At 62.6% G+C, this 17,788-nt stretch carries 20 protein-coding genes and 1 tRNA gene; 9 read left to right on the top strand and 12 right to left on the bottom strand.

Annotated elements, in window-relative coordinates:
* The first annotated feature begins 266 nt into the window (after positions 1-266).
* Positions 267-1,583, top strand: a complete 1,317-nt coding sequence (locus ACZ9IU_RS05815; RefSeq protein ID WP_157885079.1) for a chloride channel protein — start codon at positions 267-269, stop codon at positions 1,581-1,583.
* Positions 1,584-1,593: 10 nt separating this feature from the next.
* On the opposite strand, the gene ACZ9IU_RS05810 is transcribed toward ACZ9IU_RS05815, so the two are convergent.
* From ACZ9IU_RS05810 to ACZ9IU_RS05780, 7 genes are all read right to left on the bottom strand, one after another.
* Complete coding sequence (locus ACZ9IU_RS05810) at positions 1,594-2,631, bottom strand: sulfate/molybdate ABC transporter ATP-binding protein (RefSeq protein ID WP_038540795.1); 1,038 nt, start codon at positions 2,629-2,631, stop codon at positions 1,594-1,596.
* Between the two features lie 15 nt (positions 2,632-2,646).
* The gene (cysW, locus tag ACZ9IU_RS05805; protein ID WP_038540793.1) at positions 2,647-3,525 is read right to left on the bottom strand and encodes a sulfate ABC transporter permease subunit CysW; all 879 of its coding nucleotides are present in this window, start codon (positions 3,523-3,525) and stop codon (positions 2,647-2,649) included.
* On the bottom strand, positions 3,518-4,375 hold the full coding sequence (cysT, locus tag ACZ9IU_RS05800; RefSeq protein WP_038540790.1) for a sulfate ABC transporter permease subunit CysT: 858 nt from the start codon (positions 4,373-4,375) through the stop codon (positions 3,518-3,520). Before cysT ends, cysW begins: the two co-directional genes overlap by 8 nt.
* 13 nt (positions 4,376-4,388) lie before the next feature.
* Positions 4,389-5,435, bottom strand: coding sequence for a sulfate ABC transporter substrate-binding protein (locus ACZ9IU_RS05795; RefSeq protein ID WP_038540787.1), 1,047 nt, complete (start codon positions 5,433-5,435; stop codon positions 4,389-4,391).
* A 239-nt stretch (positions 5,436-5,674) separates the two neighbouring features.
* Entirely contained in the window at positions 5,675-5,974 is a 300-nt protein-coding gene (locus tag ACZ9IU_RS05790; protein WP_038540785.1) for a type II toxin-antitoxin system RelE/ParE family toxin, read from the bottom strand.
* Entirely contained in the window at positions 5,964-6,209 is a 246-nt protein-coding gene (locus ACZ9IU_RS05785) for a type II toxin-antitoxin system ParD family antitoxin (protein ID WP_038540781.1), read from the bottom strand. The genes ACZ9IU_RS05790 and ACZ9IU_RS05785 overlap by 11 nt, the downstream gene beginning before the upstream one ends.
* 60 nt (positions 6,210-6,269) lie before the next feature.
* On the bottom strand, positions 6,270-6,725 hold the full coding sequence (locus ACZ9IU_RS05780) for an RrF2 family transcriptional regulator (protein ID WP_038540778.1): 456 nt from the start codon (positions 6,723-6,725) through the stop codon (positions 6,270-6,272).
* A 360-nt stretch (positions 6,726-7,085) separates the two neighbouring features.
* Between ACZ9IU_RS05780 and ACZ9IU_RS05775 the strand changes: the two genes are divergently transcribed.
* From ACZ9IU_RS05775 to cysN, 3 genes are read left to right on the top strand one after another with little or no spacing between them, the layout of a single operon-like run.
* Complete coding sequence (locus ACZ9IU_RS05775; protein WP_038540775.1) at positions 7,086-7,856, top strand: phosphoadenylyl-sulfate reductase; 771 nt, start codon at positions 7,086-7,088, stop codon at positions 7,854-7,856.
* Positions 7,857-7,897: 41 nt separating this feature from the next.
* Positions 7,898-8,851, top strand: a complete 954-nt coding sequence (gene cysD, locus ACZ9IU_RS05770) for a sulfate adenylyltransferase subunit CysD (protein WP_038540771.1) — start codon at positions 7,898-7,900, stop codon at positions 8,849-8,851.
* Position 8,852: 1 nt separating this feature from the next.
* Positions 8,853-10,352: a sulfate adenylyltransferase subunit CysN gene (gene cysN, locus ACZ9IU_RS05765; RefSeq protein WP_038540768.1), complete on the top strand. Its 1,500-nt coding sequence runs from the start codon at positions 8,853-8,855 to the stop codon at positions 10,350-10,352.
* 64 nt (positions 10,353-10,416) lie between these two features.
* Here the strand turns inward: cysN and ACZ9IU_RS05760 are convergent, their stop codons facing one another.
* Complete coding sequence (locus ACZ9IU_RS05760) at positions 10,417-11,442, bottom strand: LacI family DNA-binding transcriptional regulator (protein ID WP_038540766.1); 1,026 nt, start codon at positions 11,440-11,442, stop codon at positions 10,417-10,419.
* A gap of 282 nt (positions 11,443-11,724) precedes the next feature.
* Positions 11,725-11,801 (bottom strand) — tRNA-Pro (locus ACZ9IU_RS05755).
* 283 nt (positions 11,802-12,084) lie between these two features.
* On the opposite strand from ACZ9IU_RS05755, the gene ACZ9IU_RS05750 reads away from it, so the two are divergent.
* Positions 12,085-12,441, top strand: a complete 357-nt coding sequence (locus ACZ9IU_RS05750; protein WP_038540763.1) for a hypothetical protein — start codon at positions 12,085-12,087, stop codon at positions 12,439-12,441.
* A gap of 219 nt (positions 12,442-12,660) precedes the next feature.
* Positions 12,661-13,572: an MBL fold metallo-hydrolase gene (locus tag ACZ9IU_RS05745; protein ID WP_038540760.1), complete on the top strand. Its 912-nt coding sequence runs from the start codon at positions 12,661-12,663 to the stop codon at positions 13,570-13,572.
* Between the two features lie 102 nt (positions 13,573-13,674).
* Here the strand turns inward: ACZ9IU_RS05745 and ACZ9IU_RS05740 are convergent, their stop codons facing one another.
* Positions 13,675-14,568, bottom strand: a complete 894-nt coding sequence (locus tag ACZ9IU_RS05740; RefSeq protein WP_038548871.1) for a DUF1499 domain-containing protein — start codon at positions 14,566-14,568, stop codon at positions 13,675-13,677.
* 109 nt (positions 14,569-14,677) lie between these two features.
* Here ACZ9IU_RS05740 and ACZ9IU_RS05735 point away from each other — a divergent pair, with 109 nt between their 5' ends.
* The 3 genes from ACZ9IU_RS05735 to ACZ9IU_RS05725 all read left to right on the top strand — a co-directional run bounded on the left by ACZ9IU_RS05735 (position 14,678) and on the right by ACZ9IU_RS05725 (position 16,889).
* Positions 14,678-14,956: a hypothetical protein gene (locus tag ACZ9IU_RS05735; RefSeq protein ID WP_038540756.1), complete on the top strand. Its 279-nt coding sequence runs from the start codon at positions 14,678-14,680 to the stop codon at positions 14,954-14,956.
* A gap of 95 nt (positions 14,957-15,051) precedes the next feature.
* A complete protein-coding gene (locus ACZ9IU_RS05730) occupies positions 15,052-15,528 on the top strand; it encodes a DUF2231 domain-containing protein (protein ID WP_038540752.1) in 477 nt (158 codons plus the stop codon).
* Between the two features lie 5 nt (positions 15,529-15,533).
* Positions 15,534-16,889 carry a PQQ-dependent sugar dehydrogenase gene (locus ACZ9IU_RS05725; protein WP_437179051.1) on the top strand — a complete coding sequence of 452 codons (1,356 nt, stop codon included), beginning with the start codon at positions 15,534-15,536 and terminating at the stop codon, positions 16,887-16,889.
* A 3-nt stretch (positions 16,890-16,892) separates the two neighbouring features.
* Here the strand turns inward: ACZ9IU_RS05725 and ACZ9IU_RS05720 are convergent, their stop codons facing one another.
* Complete coding sequence (locus tag ACZ9IU_RS05720; protein ID WP_038540745.1) at positions 16,893-17,252, bottom strand: VOC family protein; 360 nt, start codon at positions 17,250-17,252, stop codon at positions 16,893-16,895.
* Between the two features lie 89 nt (positions 17,253-17,341).
* Positions 17,342-17,773, bottom strand: a complete 432-nt coding sequence (locus ACZ9IU_RS05715; protein ID WP_038540742.1) for a GNAT family N-acetyltransferase — start codon at positions 17,771-17,773, stop codon at positions 17,342-17,344.
* Positions 17,774-17,788: the final 15 nt, after the last annotated feature.

The raw sequence follows: 17,788 nt of genomic DNA, 5'->3' as shown, positions 1-17,788 counted from the left end.
AGAACTTTACGCCAGCGTTCGTCAGGGCCTGCGCCCGTGAGGTTCATACCCGTTCATTGCAAATCAAAAATTGACGCATATCAATTTTGAAAAACTTTTCGTGATTAAGGTAAAAACGTCACGCAATAAATGCAATCCGGACGGTGTTTAGTTGAAAGATTACATCGTATTCGGTGTAACGGGTTTGAAATTATCGCCGCCAAAGCGAATAAGCGAATGCGAATATAGGTCTTCCCTCCATGACTACCCCCAATCGAAGGTCCAGGATGTTCCGCCGCTCCCGCGTCATGCGCGGCTCCTGGCGCGTCTGGAAGCCCCGGATCGTTTTCTGGATCGGCGCGATCGCGATCGGTGTCGTCAGCGTCGGCTTCGCCCGGGCCGCGGACGAAGCCCATCGGCTTTTCGATGTCCTGACCGGAACCGGGACCTACGGTTTGCTGCTGCCAATTGTTCTGACACCCGCCGGCTTTACCCTCTGCGCCTGGCTGGCGATCCGCGTGTTTCCGAACTCTCAGGGAAGCGGTATCCCGCAGGCAATCGCCGCGCGGCATCTCCATGACGATGCGGACAGGCTCGGACTGCTATCGCTGAAGCTTGGCGTCGGCAAGATCGTGCTGACCGTCGTTGGGCTGCTGTCCGGTGCTTCGATAGGGCGCGAAGGGCCGACGGTTCAGGTGGGTGCCTCGATCATGCTCGCCGCCGCCCGTTTCGGCGGAATGGCGCAGGCCCGAGGCCTTATTCTCGCCGGTTCGGCCGCCGGTATCGCCGCGGCCTTCAACACGCCGCTCGCTGGCATCGTCTTTGCGATCGAGGAGATGAGCCGCACCTATGAATCGCGCTCGAACGGCCTGGTCCTGACCGCGGTTATCGTATCGGGCCTCGCGGCGCTCGGGCTGGTCGGCAGTTATACCTATTTCGGCGAGACCTCGGTCATGGCGGCGTCACGCCTCGACTGGGCGATGGTGATCGTCTGCGGCGTCTGCGGTGGAGCGCTCGGGGCCGGCTTCAGCGCCGCTGCGATCCGTGCGTCGCGCCGCATCCGCCGCTGGGCGCACCCCGATCCGTTAAAGCGGCTTGTCGGCCTCGCCGCCGCGTGCGGGCTGGCCGTCGCCGCGATCGGTCTCGTCTCCGGCGGGCAGACTTTCGGAACCGGCTACGATCAGGCAAAATCGATGCTGGAGGGCCAGACGATCTCGCCGGTGTTTTTCATCGAGAAGCTCGCGGCGACCTTCCTATCGATGATTTCAGGCATTCCGGGCGGTATTTTCGCGCCATCGTTATCGGTCGGAGTCGGGTTGGGCGCAACACTCGGAACGCTCCTCGGGGCCAGTGTCGCCCTTTCGGCCCTGCTCGGCATGGCGGGTTACTTCGCCGGCGTTGTGCAGGCGCCGATGACGGCCTTCGTGATCATCATCGAGATGACCGGCAACCATCAGGCCGTCATCCCGATCATGGCGGCGTCGATGCTCGGCTACATCACCTCGCGCATGCTTTCGCCGGAACCACTTTATCACGGCCTGTCGCGCGCCTTCATCGCCGCCAGCATCCGCGCGAGACGCGCGGAGGAGCGCACGGCAAGCTAGACCTTAGACCTTATTTGCGGAAAACCTTCCAGCGGGTCGGGCGAAAACGCGTTTCGCTGCCGAGCTCGATCGGCGCATGCAGCGGCACTTCGACCTCGACGTGATAAGGCGCGTGGCCGTCATTGGCGATGTCGATTTCGGCAATCCGGGTGCCGGCAAGGCGGCGACAGGCGGTGACCTTGCCGAACAGCGCATCCGGCGCGTCGACAAGCGTCACGTCTTCCGGCCGGAAGAACAGTTCCCCTGCCCCGCTGCCGGTTTCCGCAATGCCGATCGGCTGGCCCTGGAAAAGCATGGTGCCATCCCTGACCTCGACCGGGAGCTGCGAGGACTCGCCGATGAAGGAAAAGACGAAGGGCGAGCCGGGCCGATCATAAACGTCGTCGGCCGAGCCGACCTGCTCGATCTTGCCCTGGCTCATGACCACGACGCGGTCGGCGAGTTCCAGCGCCTCTTCCTGGTCATGGGTGACGAAGACGGTGGTGTGGCCGGTGCGGTCGTGGAATTCCCGCAGCCAGCGGCGGAGTTCCTTCCTGACTTTGGCGTCGAGTGCGCCAAACGGTTCGTCGAGCAGCAGGATGCGCGGCTCGATCGCCATGGCGCGGGCAAGCGCGACGCGCTGGCGCTGGCCGCCGGACAGCTGGTTCGGATACCGCTTCTCGAGCCCGCCGAGCTGGACCATCTCCAGGAGTTCGGAGACCCGGCGGCGGATTTCCGTCTTCGGCGGGCGGCTGGCGGACGGGCGGACCTTGAGGCCGAAGCCGATATTCTCGGCGACCGTCATATGCCGGAACAGCGCATAATGCTGAAAGACGAACCCGACATTGCGCTCCTGCACCGAATGGTGCGAGGCGTCCTGATCACCAAAGAAGATCTTGCCCGATGTCGGGAAATCGAGGCCGGCGATCAGCCGCAACAGCGTCGTCTTGCCGGAACCCGACGGGCCGAGCAGCGCGATCAGTTCGCCGGAGGCGATCTTCAGCGACACGTCGTTCAGCGCCGGGAAACGATCGAATTCCTTGCGGATATTGTTGATGGTGACTTCCATCTAGCCTCAGACCTTTCAATGCCTGCCGCCGGCAGCGCCGGCACCGAACCGAAGTTCGAGAAGGGTTTTCAATGCAAGGGTGACGAGCGCCAGCAATGCCAGCAGCGAGGCCACCGCGAAGGCCGCAACGAAGTTATACTCATTATAGAGTATCTCCACATGCAGCGGCATGGTGTTGGTGAGGCCGCGGATATGACCCGAGACGACAGAGACGGCGCCGAACTCGCCCATGGCGCGGGCGTTGCAGAGGAGCACGCCGTAAAGCAGGCCCCATTTGATGTTCGGCAGCGTCACATACCAGAAGGTCTGCCAGCCGGACGCGCCGAGCGACAGGGCCGCCTCCTCGTCGCCTGTGCCCTGGTCCTCCATCAGCGGGATCAGTTCGCGCGCGACGAAAGGAAAGGTGACGAAGACCGTGGCGAGCACGATGCCCGGCACGGCAAACAGGATGGTGATGCCGTGGCTCTTGAGGATCGGGCCGAGCAGACTGTTGGAGCCGAAGAGCAGCACGTAGACCAGGCCGGAGATGACCGGCGAGATCGAGAACGGCAGATCGATCAGGGTGATCAGGAAGGACTTGCCCTTGAACTCGAACTTGGCGATCGCCCAGGCAGCGCAGAGCCCGAAGACGAGGTTGAGCGGAACGGAAATCACCGCCACCAGAAGCGTCAGGCGGATCGCCGCGGCGGCATCGGGCTCTATCAGGGCCTCATAATATTCCAACCAACCCTTGCGGAAGGCTTCGACGAAGACGGATACCAGCGGCAGGAGCAGGAAGAAGGCGAGGAAAACCAGCGCCAGCCCGATCAGCAGGAACTTTGCGAGCGGCCGCTCGTCGGCGGGGCTCCGGAATCGCGGCGGGTTGCCGAGCGCTGCGCGGGAGACTTCAGACATTGCCGTATCTCCTGCGGTTCCAGGCCTGGATGAGGTTGATGACGAAGAGCATCACGAAGGAGATGGTCAGCATGATGGTGGCGATCGCCGTCGCACCCGCATAGTTGAACTCCTCCAGCCTGATGACGATCAGCAGCGGCGCGATCTCCGAGACGTAAGGGATGTTGCCGGCAATGAAGATGACCGAACCATATTCGCCGACGCCTCTGGCGAAGGCGAGCGCAAAACCGGTCAGGATCGCCGGCGTCAGCCCCGGCAGGATCACCTTCGAAATCGTCTGGAAGCGATTGGCGCCGAGGGTGGCGGCGGCTTCCTCCACCTCGCGGTCCAGCTCTTCCATGACCGGCTGCACGGTGCGTACCACGAAGGGAAGCCCGATGAAGACCAGTGCCACGATGATGCCGAGCGGCGTGAAAGCGATGCGGAACGGCATGAACAGCGATCCCACCCAGCCGTTCGGTGCATAGAGCGCCGCAAGCGCAATACCGGCGACCGCCGTCGGCAGTGCGAACGGCAGGTCGACGATCGCATCGATCAGCCGGCGACCGGGGAAATTGTAACGGGTCAGCACCCAGGCGACGACGGTGCCGAAGACGACGTTGAGCAGCGCGGCCACGAAGGCCGTGCCGAAGGATATATAAAGTGCGTCCAGCGTGCGCCGGTCGGTCAGAACAGCGAAAAACCCGCTCCAGCCAAGCCCGGCGGTACGCCAGAGCAGGCCAGCAACGGGGATGAGAATGATCAGCGACAGGTAGGCGAGCGAAAAGCCGAGCGTCAACCCGAAACCCGGGATGATGCTCGGCCGTTTCAGTCGCCACTTTGCCGGTGAGGCAGTGGCGTTATGGATCATTTAATATTCCGACTTACTTACCGGGCTTGTAGATCTGGTCGAAAATGCCGCCGTCACCGAAATGTTCGGGCTGCGCCTTCTTCCAACCGCCGAAGATCGGATCGTCAATGGTGACGAGCTTGATGTTCGGCAGCGCCTTCAACAATTCCGGCTTTACCACATCGGGCTTCGAAGGACGATAGAAGTGCTTCGCCGCGATGTTCTGGCCCTCGTCGGAGTAGAGATACTGCAGATAGGCCTCCGCCTGCTTGCGGGTACCCTTGGAATCGACGGTGGCGTCAACGACGGCAACCGGCGGCTCTGCAAGGATCGAGATCGGCGGAACGACGATTTCAAAGGCATCCTTGCCGAATTCCTCGCCGGCGAGATAAGCCTCGTTTTCCCAGGCAAGCAGAACGTCGCCGATCTGGCGCTGCGCGAAGGTGACCGTCGAGCCGCGGGCGCCGGTGTCGAGAACCGGGGCGCGCTTGTAAAGCTCGCCGACATAGGCCTTGATCTTGGCCTGATCGCCTTTGTACTCCTCGTTGGCCCAGGCCCAGGCGGCAAGGTAGTTCCAGCGGGCACCGCCCGAGGTCTTGGGGTTCGGCGTGACGATCGCAACGTCGCCCTTCACCAGGTCGCCCCAGTTCTTGATCCCTTTCGGATTGCCCTTGCGGACGAGGAAGACGATCGTCGACGTGTAGGGCGATGCATGGTTTGGCAGACGGTCGCGCCAGCCGGCCTTGATCTTGCCGGACTTCTCGATCGCGTTGATGTCGCTTTCGAGCGCCAGCGTCACGACGTCGGCCTCAAGGCCGTCGATGACGGAACGGGCCTGCGCGCCGGAACCGCCATGCGACTGGCGAATCGTCACATCCTCGCCGCCTTGCGCCTTCCAGTATTTGGCGAAGGCGACGTTGAAATCCTTGTAGAGCTCGCGGGTCGGATCGTACGAGACGTTGAGAAGCTGGCTATCGGCAAAGGCCGGCGCCACGATGCCGGCCGTCAAGGACAGACCGAGAGCGACGGCGCCCAAACGCGCACCTAGCCGCCAGCCCAATCCCGGGGCAAATTTGAACATGAGGTCCCTCCTGTGGTTCTGCCAAAACTCTATCGGTTGGGTCGTCTTAGTCAATCGAGGCCGGGAAGAAGGCAAAACTGTTTCCCTTTGGGGGCCCGCCACGACAAAGAAACCATTAACCCTCACTACATGGACAGAATGCCAGCATTGGCAAACAGGTGGTTTGCAAAATCACAATCCGGCCATATTCGGGGCTTTGGGGGTGCGGGAGGAGAATTTTACGGGCGATTTGCGAGATACTAGAGGTGTCGGCTGACGTCCATCTTCTGATGGAGGATGCGGATAATATCGATCGCGCTTTCGGAAAACCGATAGAAAACACAATGCGCACCGACGGAATATTTGAAATATCCTTGCCGAATATCAACCGGCCGACCGAGTTTCCGCCCTGCCGCCAATCCTTCCAGAGTTGAGATCAGTTCATCGTGGTAGCGCTCGGCCTGTTCCCAAGACCACGTTTCGACCGTGTAACCCCAAATATCCTCAAGATCCTCTTCCGCGAGCGGTGAAAGCTTATAGTCCCGGCCCTTAGCGGCCATGACGCGCTCGCATCCGTTTCAGAAATGCCTGATTATCAAAGGGTTGTGGCGGGCCAGACTCTTCACCGGCAATCAGAGCGTCCTGTAAAGCTTTGACCCGGGCCTCATGTTCTTCAAGCAGACGCAGGCCTGCCCTGACGACATCGCTTGCCGAACCATAACGGCCGCTTTCGACCTGCGTGTCGATGAAGCTGGCGAAATGATCGCCAAGTGAGATGGATGTATTTCGAGCCATGCTGCCTCCTGCCTCGCCATTATACCAAATTTTGGTACATCGCCAAGCCGGAAGCAATTCTCAAGCCGTCAGCAATTCCCTGACCGGCGCCTTGGTGTCGCCGGCGCCTTCGACGGCATCGGCGATCGTGGTGTTGAACAGCACGTCGCGGGTCGCATCGGCGACGCGGGCGAAGACGTGGCGGATTTCGCAGAGGTGTTCGCCGTCGCAATCCTCGCATTTGCGGTAGGCGGTCTGCGAGAGGCAGGGGAGCGGGGCGATCGGGCCGTCGACCAGGCGCAGAACTTCGCCGAAGGTGATGGCGTCCGCGGGTTTCAGGAGAAGATATCCGCCCTGCTTGCCGCGGCGGGAAACGACGATGCCGGAGCGTTTCAGGTCGAGCAGAATCTGTTCCAGGAATTTCTTCGGAATGCTCTGCTGGAGGGCAATCTCGGAAATCAGCATCGGCTCTTCGGGATCGGCCTGGGCCAGGGCGGCCAGGGCCCGCAGAGCGTATTTCGCTTTCTGGGATATCATCACGCAACCATCGACAATAGCGCCGCCGCAAGGTAAATAGACCTTACGGCGCCGCTCAGTTCAGCTTCGTTCGGGGCATCCACGGGGGCGCCGGAAGGGCGCTCAGGGGCTGCATATCCGCCAGGGGAAACAAAGCCCCGGAGACATGTTCCCGCAATAGCTCAAATCACGAGAAAATACAAACCAATGCAGGGGTTTCCGGGATAAATTCGGTCACTTTTGGTTAAGGCGGCAGGTTTTCTGTGTGAGCGTCGCTTTGGAGAGATATTTGCTCCGCATCACCATGGGAAGAAACGGGTTTTCCTGTCTTTACGCGCGTGGAATCTGGATAATCCAGCAATTGCTCACGGAAGAAGACCCATGACACTGCACGACGCCGCCGGCCAGGATCGCTTAGGATTGGCCGCCATCCTCGACGCAAAGCTCGAAAGCCTCGACCTTGCCGGCCGCCTGGCGCTTGCCGCCGAGCTCGGCCGCGCCGTCTTCACCACCTCGCTCGGCATCGAGGATCAGGTGATTACAGCAGCGATCGGCACGCACCGCCTGCCGGTCGAGGTCTCGACGCTCGAAACCGGGCGGCTGTTCAAGGAAACCGTCGACCTGATCGGCGAGACCGAAGAACGCTACGGCATCGAGATCCACCGTTTTCGGCCGGAACAGGACGACGTCGACGAATACGCCGCGAAATATGGCCTCAACGGCTTCTACGACAGCGTCGAAGCCCGCCACGCCTGCTGTCATGTGCGCAAGCTGAAGCCTCTGGCCAAGGCCTTAGCCGGCGCCGACGTCTGGATCACCGGCCTTCGCCGCGGCCAGTCGGGCAATCGCGCCACGACGCCGTTTGCGGAATACGATGCCGAGCGCAACCTGATCAAGATCAACCCGCTGGCCGACTGGGACATCGAGACGATCAACGCCCATGTGGCGTCGGAGGCGATCCCGGTCAATCCACTCCACAAGCGCGGTTATCCTTCGATCGGCTGCGAACCCTGTACCCGCGCCATCAAGCCCGGCGAGCCCGAGCGCGCCGGCCGCTGGTGGTGGGAAAACGACGAGAAGCGCGAATGCGGCCTGCATGTGCCGGAGAACGCCGCTCAACCGATCGCAGAACCTGGCCCCCAAGCGAACTGAAGCCTTTTTTGTTTGTTTCTAGAGACTACCCGGAGACCGAAATGCCCTTGTCAGTACAGGAAACGGAAGTGAAGAACCCGCCCGTTTCCAGACCGCCGCTCGATCCGCATCTGAAGGCCCTCGAAAACGAAGCGATCCACATCTTTCGCGAAGTGGCGGCGGAATTCGAAAAACCCGTCATGCTCTATTCGATCGGCAAGGACTCCTCCGTCCTGCTCCATCTCGCCCGCAAGGCCTTTTATCCCGGCCGCGTCCCCTTCCCGCTCTTGCACGTGGACACGACGTGGAAGTTCAAGGAGATGATCGAGTTCCGCGACCAGATCGCCGAGAAATACGATCTCGACCTTGTGGTCCACACCAATCCGCGCGGCGCCGAGGAAGGCATCACGCCGTTCAGCCACGGTTCGGCGCTCTACACCGACATCATGAAGACCGAGGCGCTCCGCCAGGCGCTGGATGCCGGCGGCTATGACGCGGCCTTCGGTGGCGCCCGACGCGACGAGGAGGCCTCCCGCGCCAAGGAACGCATCTATTCGTTCCGCACCCCGGACCACAAATGGGACCCGCGCAACCAGCGCCCGGAACTGTGGAACGTCTATAACGGCATGGTTCGGAAAGGGGAAAGCGTGCGCGCCTTCCCGCTCTCCAACTGGACCGAGGTCGACATCTGGCGTTACATCCAGGCGGAGGACATCCCACTCGTGCCGCTCTATTACGCCGCCGAACGCCCCTATGTGGAGCGCGACGGGATGATGATCCTTGCCGAGGATCCGCGGCTTGAACTGCTGCCCGGCGAAACCGTGCAGCAGGGCATGATCCGCTTCCGCACGCTCGGCTGCTTCCCGCTGACCGGCGCCATCCGCTCGACCGCCTCCAACCTCGAAGAGGTGATCGCCGAACTCGAAATCGCCACCGTTTCCGAACGCCAGGGCCGCGCCATCGACCGCGACCAATCCGGCTCGATGGAAAAGAAGAAGCGCGAAGGATATTTTTGAGATGACCGCAACAGCAACTTCGCCCTCCGCGACCATCCTGCCCTTCGCAGAACCCCTGAAGGCGGTGCGCGACACGCGTCCGCTGCGCCTCATCACCTGCGGCTCCGTCGACGACGGCAAGTCGACGCTGATCGGCCGGCTGCTCTGGGACACCAAGGCGGTCAAGGAAGACCAGGCCGCGACGCTTGCCCGCGACTCGGGCGGCCAGAACGACCTCGGCCTGCCGGACTTCGCCCTGCTGCTCGACGGCCTGCAGGCCGAACGCGAACAGGGTATCACGATCGACGTCGCCTATCGTTATTTCTCGACCGACAGGCGTTCGTTCATCGTCGCCGATACGCCCGGCCATGAGCAATATACCCGCAACATGGCGACCGGCGCCTCGACCGCCGATCTCGCCATCCTGCTTGCCGACGCCCGCGCCGGGCTTCTCGAACAGACCCGCCGGCATGCGACGATCGCCGCCCTGATGGGCATCCGCCAGTTCGTGCTCGCGGTCAACAAGATCGACCTCGTCCACTACGACAAGGCTGTCTTCGACAGGATCTCGCACGATTTCCGGGAATTCGCCCTGTCGCTCGGCGTGCGCCAGATCACCGCCATCCCGATGTCGGCGCTGAAGGGCGAAAACGTCGTTTATCCGGCCGATGCCTCGATGCCCTGGTATGACGGCCCGACCCTGGTCGAGACGCTGGAACTGGCGACCGTGCGTTCCACCCAGGCCGGCGGTTTCCGCCTGCCGGTGCAGCGTGTCGTCCGTCCCGGAGAAAGTTTCCGCGGATATCAGGGAACTGTCGCGGGCGGCTCGGTGAAGCCGGGCGACTCCGTCGTCATCCTGCCTTCCGGCACGGTCGCCAATGTCAGCCGTATCGTCACCTTCGACCTGGTGCGCAACGCGGCGGTCGCGGGCGACGCCATCACGCTGGTCCTCGACCGGCAGGTGGACGTGGCGCGCGGCGACGTCATCGTTTCGCTCGACGGCCAGCCGATGACCGGCCACCATTTCGACGCCCAGCTCGTCTCGCTGCAGCCGGGCGGCATCGAGCCCGGCAAACGCTACTGGCTGAAGAGCGGTTCGCGCCGCCAGCGCGTCGCGGTCGAACCGATCAGCCAGCTCGAGCTTGCGACCGGCAAGTGGCAACCGCATGCCTCGACGCTCGCCATGAATGCGATCGGCAAGGTGCGCCTCTCCTTCGAGGAACTGGCGGTCTTCGACGCTTACGAGCAGAACCGCTCGACCGGCGCCTTCATCCTGATCGATCCAGATACGATGAACACGGTCGCAGGCGGCATGATCACCGCCAAGCGCGCCGAAATCGGCGGCATCCACCGCGCTGATACCCCAGGCGGCCAGCGCGTCGTGCTGTCGCTGCCGGCCGATCTCGCCGAACAGTTGATGGCCAGCGAACTCTTCGCCAGCCGCCGCGACGAGACCGAGGTCAAACGGATGACCGCCAAGCAGGCGGCAGAGCTGTTCTCCAACGCCGGCGGAGACATTTGATCGTTTCGATCGGCAGGAAATGGAAAAGGGGCCGGAAGGTCCCTTTTTTGTTGCAAGGTCCCCGTCAGGCAAGCGGCCGCGTCGAACCGCGCTGGATGAGATCGAACGGCAGCTGGATCACCCGGCTCGGCAGGCATTCGTCGTTGATGGCGCGAATGATGAGATCCGTGGCACGATAGCCCATCTGGAAACGCGGCACGCGGATGGTCGTCAGCCTCGGTTCGGCGCAGAGCGCAAAATCCAGGTCGTTATAACCGCAGATCCCGAAATCATCCGGCACGCGCAGTCCCGCCCGTTGCGCCTCGAACAGCGCGCCGAGCGCAAGATCGTCGTTCTGGCAGAATACCGCGTCGACATCGGGCGCCGTTTCCAGCAGCCGCTTGAAGAGGTCGCAGCCGAGCTGCATGCTCGTTTGCTTGTGCTCGGTCATGACGAGGCCCGGATCGTAGAGCCCCGCCTCCTGCATTGCCAGCGCATAGCCGTCATGACGCCGCTGGGCGCGAAGATCGCGGCTGCCGCCGATCAGGCCGATGCGGCGATATCCGCAGGCAAGCAGATGGCGCGTCGCAGTCTCCGCCGCCTCGCGATGATTGATGCCGACCGCGATACCCGAGGGCAGCAGGTTGAGATCGACGATCTGCACCACCGGGCACGGCGCGAGCTCAAGCAGATCGCTGACCCGCTGGTCCTGCAATCCCGTCAGCAGGATGCCGGCCGGATGCTGCGACAGGAAAAGCTTGACCTGGCGGTATTCCTGGTCCGCATCGTGGTTGGTATTGGCATATTGGATGCGGAAATCCGTATCGCGCACCCGTTCCTCAATGCCGCTCATGATGCCGAGATAGGCATGGTTGGTCAGCGCCGGCGCCAGAACCCCGATAATGCCGTTGTGGCGGCTTGCGAGCGCCCGGGCTGCAAGATCGGGTACGTAACCCATCTGCTCCACCTGGCGGAGGATTTTCTGCCGAAGCGGCTCGGACACCTTTTCCGGTTCTCGCAGGGCGCGGGACACGGTGATCGAGCTGATTCCGAGAACATTGGCGACATCGAGCAGGGTCACCCGTTCCGATCTGGCGCGTCTAGGCGGCATGCGCTTTGCGGCCCTCTCCCCTGCCAGTTGCAGGCAGTACCGCCGAAGCGGTTCCTGAGCCGGAAGGTCTTTCAACAAGTTACACGTTCCCGCCGCCATGATGCCTTAGCGAGATGGCGATCCCTAGTATAATTTCGCCCTGCCAAAGTGCGGGTTGTGGATAAGACCGATCCAAAGCGCCAAGCCCGACGCAATCGGCCGTGCCGCGCGCGAGCTGAAACTATGGTTTTTACAGGAAAGGCAATCGGGAGAGCGAGATCTCTTGGGAAACCAAGGATCGGCTGGTCGGAGTGGAGTGATTCGAACACTCGACCCCCACGTCCCGAACGTGGTGCGCTACCAGACTGCGCTACACTCCGTGACCAGCGGCGCCTCTATAGACCAGCATTTTTCATTGTACAAGCGCCGCTCATGAAAAATATGCGACAGCTTCGCGATCGCGCACGCCCTCGCTCCGGAAAGGCGGAAAACCGGGGCGTTGCAAAAAAGCGGCGCAGGAGAAATTTGATGTCGAGCGGCGTTCATCGCCTCGCGAAGCCTGACAAAAATCTGTTACGTGCAGTCTCGAAAGACTTGCCTCAAAAAGCCTCAAAAGCCTTGCCTCCCGGGCACAACAGAAGACATGAAGGATTTTTCACGATCATGAGCCGCCGCGTCCTCGCATCGACCGCCCTTTTCGCGCTCGCCCTTTCGGCCTGCACCACCGTCAGCGTTGCCAGCAATCCGATCGAGAGCCGCTGGGTGGGCCACTCGGCCGGCGAGTTCTTCGCGAAGTTCAGCCCGCCGATCAGCGACACCAGCGACGGTTCCACGACCGTCTATACCTGGCGTGGCGGCTATAATCGCATCAAGCAGCAGGGCGGTCGCAGCACCAGCGTCAGCTGCACGGCGAAGATCACCGTCTCCTCCAGCTACGTGATCCGCGACATCACCATCATTTCCGATCGTCCGGGCGCCAACGGCCCGAGCTACTGCACGGAACTGCTGGCCGCCAGCTGAGGCGAGCGAGCCCGCGATAGCGGATCCACGTCATGAAAGCCACCGGCCGTCGCCCAACGGGGTGACGGCCGGTGGCTATTTTTGAATGCGCCGCAGCAAAAGCGGTGCTAGACCTCTCCAGCGCCTTGAACGGCGCAATCGATGCGATCCGAGACCTGGCGCAAACCGGCAACGCCGTTGTGGCCATCATCGATATCGCATCAGGCACGGAGGCCCGGCATGGCGGAAGACGTTACCTTCGATATGGAATTCACTCCTTCCTACGGCGTGCCGGTCAGCGTGGCCGAAGGCGTGCAGCGGCTGACCGTCAACAATCCTTCGCCCTTCACCTTTCACGGCACCAATAGCTATATTGTCGGCGGCTCGTCGGTGGCGGTCATCGATCCGGGCCCGGAAAACGAGGCGCATTTCGAAGCGTTGATGGCAGCGCTGAAGGGCCGCGAGGTCACCCATATCTTCATCAGCCACACCCACCGCGACCATTCCCCGCTTGCCCGTCGGCTGGGCCAGGAGACCGGGGCGCCGACCGTTGCCGAAGGCCCGCACCGGGCCTCGCGGCCGCTGCATGCGGGCGAAGTCAACCCGTTCGCCGAAAGCGCCGACACCGGCTTCGTGCCGGATATCATGGTCGCGGATGGCCAGGTGATCGAAGGCGACGGCTGGGCGCTGTCGGCCGTGCATACGCCGGGCCACACAGCCAACCATTCCGCCTTCGCATTGGAAGGAACCGGCGTCTTGTTTTCCGCCGACCACGTGATGGCCTGGGCGACGACGATCGTCGCGCCGCCGGACGGTTCGATGGCGGATTTCATGGCCTCGATCGAAAAACTGCTGCCGCGCGAGGACCGCATCTTCTTTCCGGGCCATGGCGGACCGGTGAAGGAACCGGGCTCGTTCCTGCGGGGGCTTCGCACCCATCGGCGCATGCGCGAACGCGCCGTGCTGGAGCGCATCAAGGCCGGTGACCGGCTGATCCCCGACATGGTCAAGGTGATCTATGCCAGCACCGATCCGCGCCTGCATGGAGCGGCGGCCCTTTCGGTGCTTGCGCATCTGGAAGACTTGGTCGAGAAAGGCCGCGTGCTGACCGAAGGCCCGCCGTCGCTTGCGGGTACTTACTGGCCGGCTTGAAGCGTGCCGCAATCCTTCGGATTTAGCATGACCCGCTTCAAATCCTTAGTTTCTCCGCATGTCGTTATCGCAAAACCGCTGCACACTTTTGCGCGACATGTTTTAGTTCCCGGCTATCCCCAGAAGTTCGGTATCGAGCCGGTCAAGAAAATCCTCGGCGATCGCCTGGCTCATTCCCAGATCGTGCGGGCCGTAGCGCGAGGCGACCCGGATATCGACCGAGGTCGTCTCGGCCTCTTCCCGCAGCCGGATGACGAGGTCGAAACGCAGGCCGAGGATCAGGGTGCGGGCCTCGCCCTGCAGCAGGACATCGCCGGAATTGACGAAAACCGGTGCGAGCGAGGGTTCCGGGCGCGACAGCGGGATCGGCGCCACGTCCGGCACCGGCGCCTGTTCGTCCTGCGGCGCGGGGCGCTGGGAGATATCCGGCGCGATCAGCTCGACGCCTTCCTTCTTCGTGATCGCGATGCGGGCGGAAAGCACCGCCTTCTGCACACCCTGATAGACGCGGTCGAGCGCGCCCTCGTAACGCCTGCCGGTGAGGCCGGGATAGGCGGCGAACTGGACCCGCCGATCGGCAGGCGTGATCACCGTCGCGCGCGGCAGCCATTTCTGGCTGGCCTTCGGCTCAGCGACCCATGGCGGCGGGTCGGCAATATCGGTGGAAATGTCGTAGAGCGGCGGCAGGGTGAAATAATAGAAGGCGCCGGTCGCCACTACGGCGAGCGGAACCGCCGCATAGATCAGCCCTTTCGTCGCCGCAACGCCGCCGCTCGCGCCGACATGCCAGAGCCGCATCAGGCCGATCAGCGACAGAGGCACGGAAACGGCGGCGATCGCGGCTGAAAGAAAGAGCAGAGCCAGGAAATCCGGGGTCGCCAGGGGACCGAAACGATGTGCCAGCGCGGCGATCACGAACAGCGCCAGAGCCGAGAAGGCCAGCCTGCGGGCCGTATAGGCCGAATGGGAAACGGGCCGGACAAAACGGACGGGCATGGGATCGGCAAAGGCTCCATGGCAAAAGCGCTCGCTCATGTGTAAAACAGCTTCGCCCGGAATGGAATCCCAAGGTTGCAGCCCGGCCGAATGAAAAGGAGTTCATTTCATGCGCCCTCACAGCCTTCTCCTCATCACCTCGCTTATCGCCCCGCTTTGCGTCCCGCTGGCCGGCTGCCAGACGATGACGCCGGAGGAACGCCGTGCGGCGGATGAGACCACCTGCGCCAGCTACGGCTTCAAGCGCGGCACGGACGCGATGGCGCGCTGCATGCTCGATATCGAACTCGACCGCCGCGCCGAAGGGCGCTCGATGCAGTCCCGCGCCGATGCGATGATGTGGCGGCCGATGGTGGTCGAACGCCGGGTAATCGTGGAGCGGCGCTAGGCGGAAACAAAGGGCGCGATCGCCCGCCGGGAACTTCTTCCCCTGTCGAATTGTTTGGGTCTCCCAATAAGTCGACGGCTTGAAGGACGTTTCCCATGGCCCATTCGCCCACCCATTATTCCACGACCTCCCATTCCCCCCAATCGACGGCCCGCATTGCCCGACATCCGATCCATCCGATGCTGGTGCCCTTCCCGATCGCGTGTTTCGTCGGCACGCTTCTGACCGATATCGCCTATTGGCGAAGTGCGGAGATGATGTGGGCGAATTTTTCCGCCTGGCTGATCAGCGCCGGCGTTGTCCTTGGCTTGATCGCGGCGATCGCCGGGCTTGTCGATTTCATCGGCGACCGGGCGATCCGCAGCCAACGCCCCGCCTGGCCGCATGTGATCGGCAACCTGATCGTGCTCGTCATCGCCACGATCAACATGTTCATCCACACACGCGATGCCTGGACCTCGGTCGTGCCCTGGGGGCTGACGCTCTCGGCGGTCACGGTCGTGATCCTGATCGTCACCGGCTGGCTCGGCTGGTCGATGGTCTATCGCCATGGCGTAGGAGTTACCGAATGATGTCCATGATTTCCTCCAGAGGCGCCGGCCGCGCCGCCGCTGTCGCGCTTCTTTTCTCCTCGACCTTCCTCGTGGCGGCACAGGCCGCCGACGGCTTCGATCCGATGAGCCAGGTCGGCCCCAACCCCGTGCTTCCAGAACCGCAGCAATATCTGTTTCCGCCGATGCACCTCGCCAAGGTGGTCGGCTGGAAGCCCGGCCAAACGCCGACAGTGGCGGCCGGGCTGAAGATCGAAGCGATGGCGACCGGGCTTCAGCATCCGCGCTCGCTCTATACGCTGCCGAACGGGGATATCCTGGTGGTGGAATCGAAGGCGCCCGGGCTCGAACCTGTCAAACGGCCGAAGGACCTTGTGATGGGCTGGATCGAGTCGATCACGACGGGCGGCGGCGGTGAAGGCGGCGAAAGCAACCGCATCACCCTGTTGCGCGATGCCGATGGCGACGGCAAGCCGGAAACGAAGAGCGTGTTTCTCGATCACCTCAACTCGCCGTTCGGCGTGGCACTGGTCGGCAGCGACCTCTATGTCGCCAATACCGATGCGATCATGCGCTATCACTACAATACCGGCGACACCAGGATCACCGACCCCGGCACGCGGCTGGCCGAACTTCCGGGCGGTCCGATCGATCACCACTGGACCAAGAGCCTGGTGGCAAGCCCAGATGGCTCTCTGCTTTATGTCGGCGTCGGCTCGAACAGCAACATTGCCGAGAACGGCATGCAGGCGGAGAAGGACCGGGCGGCGATCTGGGAGGTGGACCGGGCGAGCGGCCGTTCGCGGATCTTCGCGACCGGCCTTCGCAATCCGAACGGGCTGATGTTCGAGCCGACCACCCACGCGCTCTGGGCTGTCATCAACGAACGTGACGAACTCGGGCCGGACCTGGTGCCGGACTATATGACCTCGGTGAAGGACGGTGCCTTTTATGGCTGGCCCTACAGCTATTACGGCCAGCATGTCGACCCGCGGGTGCAGCCGCAGCGGCAGGATCTGGTCGCCAAGGCGATCCCGCCGGATTATGCGCTGAGCTCGCACGTGGCGCCGCTGGGCATGACTTTCTACACCGCCGATGCTCTGCCGGCCAAATACAAGGGCGGTGCGTTCGTCGGCGAACACGGCAGCTGGGACCGCGACAAGTTCAACGGCTACAAGGTCGTGTTCGTGCCCTTCAAGGACGGCAAGCCGAACGGCAAGGCGGAAGACGTGGTCACCGGCTTCCTCAACAAGGACGAGGCGGCCCGCGGCCGGCCGGTCGGCGTCGCGGTCGACAAGGCTGGCGCGCTGCTGGTTGCCGACGACGCCGGCAATACGGTCTGGCGTGTCACCGGTGCGCAGCAGACGGCAGCGGTGAAATGACGATCACCGGCGGTATTGCAGCTCGATCTTCAGGCCTTCCGGACCATAGACGAAGATCTGGCCGATATCGGTTTCGGGTATGGCGTCGTGTTCGAAGCGGTAACCTGTCGCCGTGATCCGCTCGATGGCGGCGTCGTGATCGTAAAAGCCGAAAGCCACGTGGTTGAACATGCCGGGCGGAAAATCGTCGTCACGATTGACGATGCTCAGATGAATGAAGGGATGGCCGTCGAGATAAAGCCAGCGGCCGGGGTCGGAAAAGGGCGGCCGGTAGCCTTCCTCGGCCCCGAGCACCTTGCCCAGGAACGCGATCATCGCGTCGGCATCGCGCGTATGAATATTGACATGGTCCAAGCGCGGCATGTTTCCTCCCTGTCGCTCCCGGCGGATAAGCTAACACGGGAAGGTCGTCGTCCCAAACCCCCACGGGCAGAAACGGGAAACGGCGGACCTCAGAAATTCTTCATGTCGTAATGGGGAATGCCGACATCGAAGAATTCTTCGCCATAGGCCTTGAAGCCGAAACGTTCGTACATGGAAATCTTGTCGCTCTGGGCCGCCAGATGAAAGCGGTTGCCGCGGGCTTGCCCATGCGCTTCCATGGCAGCGCGGATCATGGCGCTGGCCACACCCTTGCCGCGCCACGGGCTGGTGACGGCGACCCGGCCGATCTTGGCATAATCTTCCGCATAGATGACCCGCAGCGTGCCGCAGACCTCGCCGGAAACGACGGCCACGAAGTGGAAGGCGGTCAGGTCGTCGGCATCGAATTCCATGTCGGCCGGCACGTTCTGCTCGACGATGAAAACTTCGCGGCGAAGGCGGAAACCTTCGTTGCAGAGCGTGCTGAAGACGGGCACGGCGAGAACGGTGACTTGGTTCATGATGGTCTCCTCGGC

The organism is Mesorhizobium sp. USDA 4132, assembly GCF_056279545.1.
This window is presented reverse-complemented; position numbering and strand designations above follow the sequence as displayed.